The organism is Halomonas sp. KM-1 (assembly GCF_000246875.1).
Classification (GTDB): domain Bacteria; phylum Pseudomonadota; class Gammaproteobacteria; order Pseudomonadales; family Halomonadaceae; genus Halomonas; species Halomonas aerodenitrificans.
The window spans coordinates 1-3,508 of the sequence record NZ_BAEU01000041.1 but is presented as its reverse complement, the minus strand read 5'-3'; the positions used below and the strand labels follow the sequence as shown (position 1 = coordinate 3,508).

The following is a 3,508-nucleotide window of genomic DNA, read 5'->3' as shown; positions in this document are numbered from 1 at the left end:
TAGCCATGACCATGACCATGACAACGGTCACGACCATGAGCACGGCGATTACGATCCACACGCCTGGCAGGACCTGGCCATGGGCAAGGTGTACGTCGGCAACATCCGCGACGGTCTGATCGAGGCAGACCCGGACAATGAAGCAGCCTATCGCGAGAATGCCGAGAACTACATCAACGAGCTGGCGGCAACCGACGCCGAAATCCGCGAGCTGATCGGCGAGATTCCCGCTTCCACCAGCGTGATCACCGGCCACGACTCCTTCGGCTATTTTGCCAATGCCTACGGCCTGCGCTTCCTCTCACCGGTGGGACTTTCCACCGAGGCCGAGCCCAGCGCCGCCGACATGGCACGGCTGATCGACGTGATTCGCGAGCAGAACGTGCGCGCCCTGTTCCACGAGAACATGACCAGCCCCGCGGTGATCAACCAGCTCGCCGAGGAAACCGGTCTCGAGGTCGCTGGCACGCTCTATGCCGACGCCCTGGCAGCCGAGGGCGAGGCCAGCACCTACCTTGGCATGATGCGCCACAACGCCCGTGTGCTACATGACGCCCTGGCGGATCATGACGGCCATGACCACGACCACGACCATGAGCACGGCCACGATCACGGCGATGACCATGATCACGGCGATAACGGCCACGACCATAGCCATAGCCATAGCCACTGAGGTTCATCCCAGTGCTGTCCACAGGGGGCGCCGGCGGCGCCCCTTTTCTTTGTTAGAATCTCAGCCCGCCATCACATTCGATGATGCGTCCGGTGAAGTAGTCGTTGTCGAAAACGAATGCCACGCTCTGGGCGATGTTGTCGGCCTCGCCCAGGCGTTTCAGCGGCACGGAGCCGGCAATTCGTTCGTACATGTCGGGGCGCATGGCGGCCGTCATGGGGGTCTCGATGAACCCCGGCGCCACCGTGCCCGTACGAATGCCGTACCGGGCCAGCTCCTTGCCCCAGGTCACCGTGAGCGCATGCACGCCCGCCTTGGCGGCGGCGTAGTTGCTCTGGCCCATGTTGCCCGCGCGGGAGATGCTCGAGATGTTGACGATCACGCCTCCTTGCCCTGCCTCGACCATTTGCGTCGCCGCTTCGCGGCCGCACAGGAAAACACCGGTCAGATTCACGTCGATCACTCGCTTCCACGACTCGAACGACATGCGCTTGGTGACGGCGCCAGCTTCCGCCTTGAGCAGCAGCGCGTCGTCGGTGATGCCGGCATTGTTGATACAACCCGCCACCGGCCCCAGCCGCTGGGCAATATCTGCAAACGTCTCGATTACCGATGCCTCATCGGCAACGTCCAGCGGAAAGGCATGGGCCGTGATGCCTTGCACCGTCAGCGCGGAGACCGCCTCATCCAGGATTTCTGCACTTTTGTCCAACAGCGCGACGCTTGCACCCTGGCTGCCGAGGCGCTGCGCCATGGCATAGCCGAGCCCACGAGCGCCACCCGTGATCGCAATGGTTTTGTCGTTGATTTTCATGTCATTCGTGACTCATCGTTATCTTAGAAGCCGACCTTGTCGGCGCCTTTCAGCTGCAGCATTTCGCGAGCCTCGTCGGGTGTCGCAATCTCCAAGGAGAGCCCTTCGAGGATCTTGCGCACCTTGGTCACCTGGCTGGCATTGCTCTCGGCCAGCTTGCCCGGCGCGAGCCACAGCGAGTCTTCGAGGCCGACCCGCACATGGCCACCCATGGCGGCGGACTGGGCGGCAATGCGCATCTGATGGCTGCCGGCGCCCAGCACGGACCACGCGTAGTCGCTTCCGAACAGGCGATTGGCGGTACGCCGCATATGCAGCACGTCTTCCGCATGCGGGCCGATGCCGCCGAGGATGCCGAACACGCTCTGCACGAACACCCGCCCGTCGATGAAGCCGCGGTCCATGAGATTGCGCAGGTTGTAGAGGTGGCCGATGTCGTAGCATTCGCACTCGAAGCGAGTGCCGCTCTCGGCACCCAGCGTCATGGTCTTCTCGATGTCGGCAAAGGTGTTCTTGAACACCAGGTCGCGACTTTTCTCGAGGTGCTCTACCTCCCACTCGTGCTGAAAGCTGTCATAGCGCTTGAGCATGGGAAACAGGCCGAAGTTGATCGAGCCCATGTTCAGCGAGGCGAGCTCGGGCTTGAATTCGATGGCCGGCCGCATGCGCTCCTCCACGCTCATGTGCGGGCTGCCGCCAGTGGTGAGATTGACGACGGCGTCGGTGGCGCTCTTGATGCGCGGCAGAATCCGCTCGAAGACCGCCGGGTCCTGGGTGGGCTTGCCGCTGTGCGGGTCGCGCGCATGAAGATGAAGAATGGCAGCGCCGGCCTCTGCGGCAGCGATGCCCGCCTCGGCGATCTCCTCGGGGGTGACCGGCAGATGGGGGGACATGGACGGGGTGTGGATAGCGCCGGTCAGGGCGCAGGTGATGATGACCTTGCGTTGCGATGCCATGGAAAATTTCTCCAGCTAGGTGAGGTCCAGAAGCGATCGGTGCAGGACCGATGGGCCATCAGAACAGTGGCGATAAGGCACGGCTTCGCCGTCTGGCACCGGAAACTCCGGTGCCAGCGTCAGGCGATGCCTGAGGTGCCGCTTACAGTGATTCGACGTTGGCGCAGACGCTCAGCGCTTGGCCCGAGATGTTGGCGCCGGCGGGGGCGGACAGGAACAGCGCCATGGCGGCGATATCCGTGGGCTCGACCATGCGCTTCATGGAAACTCCGGAGAGGTACTCCTTCTCCATCTCGGCGTAACTGAGCCCGCACTTGGCGGCCCGATCCGCGATGACTCTCTCGATGCGCGGCCCGCGCACGATACCCGGCAGAATGGCGTTGACCCGCACCCCCGCAGTGCCGAGCTCCGAGGCCAGACTCTTGGTCAGGCCGACGATGGCCCATTTGCTGGCCGCGTAGGGCGTGCGATAGGCGAGGCCCAGACGGCCGGCCACCGAAGACATGTTGATCAACACCCCCTGGCTCTCGCGCAGCAGCGGAACGGCCCGATGCGCAACCCGGTACTGGCCGTTGAGATTGATGTCGATGGTACGGGTCCAGGCCTCGTCGTCGATCTCCTCGATACCGGCGGTAGGCCCGGCGATACCGGCGTTGTTGATCACCACGTCGAGCCCGCCCAGGGTCGCAGCATCCTGAAACAGCCTGTCCACATCCGCTTCCCGGCTGACGTCGGCCACGGTGTGGCTGATACCCTCGGGCAATGCCGCCAGCGCCTGGGTATCGATATCGCAGACGTGCACGCGAGCGCCCACTTCGAGGAAGGCCTGGGCCATGGTCAGGCCAATGCCGTTGGCGCCGGCGGTGATCAGCACTCTGAGTCCCGGGCGCGGCATCAAGCTATCTATCACTTTCATCGTCAGTTACTCCATTGAATCTCGAGAGCGAGCCGGCTCAGCTGCCCATCAGCAGCGAAGGCAGGCCGGTGATGAGCACCGGGAAAAAGGCCATCAGCACACAGGCCAGCACGATCAGTGCACAGAAGGGCACCACCGCCCGGTACAGG

The 3,508-nt window shown here is 63.5% G+C and carries 4 protein-coding genes; 1 reads left to right on the top strand and 3 read right to left on the bottom strand.

The window, feature by feature from the left end:
* A partial coding sequence (locus tag B8115_RS03440) for a metal ABC transporter substrate-binding protein (protein ID WP_010626356.1) occupies nucleotides 1-673 on the top strand: 673 nt, incomplete at its 5' end.
* A gap of 52 nt (nucleotides 674-725) precedes the next feature.
* Here the strand turns inward: B8115_RS03440 and B8115_RS03435 are convergent.
* The 3 genes from B8115_RS03435 to B8115_RS03425 all read right to left on the bottom strand — a co-directional run bounded on the left by B8115_RS03435 (nucleotide 726) and on the right by B8115_RS03425 (nucleotide 3,359).
* Nucleotides 726-1,487, bottom strand: coding sequence for an SDR family NAD(P)-dependent oxidoreductase (locus B8115_RS03435; RefSeq protein ID WP_010626355.1), 762 nt, complete (start codon nucleotides 1,485-1,487; stop codon nucleotides 726-728).
* 23 nt (nucleotides 1,488-1,510) lie between these two features.
* Nucleotides 1,511-2,443, bottom strand: coding sequence for a 3-keto-5-aminohexanoate cleavage protein (locus B8115_RS03430; RefSeq protein WP_010626354.1), 933 nt, complete (start codon nucleotides 2,441-2,443; stop codon nucleotides 1,511-1,513).
* Between the two features lie 142 nt (nucleotides 2,444-2,585).
* Nucleotides 2,586-3,359, bottom strand: a complete 774-nt coding sequence (locus tag B8115_RS03425) for an SDR family oxidoreductase (RefSeq protein WP_010626353.1) — start codon at nucleotides 3,357-3,359, stop codon at nucleotides 2,586-2,588.
* Nucleotides 3,360-3,508 lie beyond the last annotated feature (149 nt).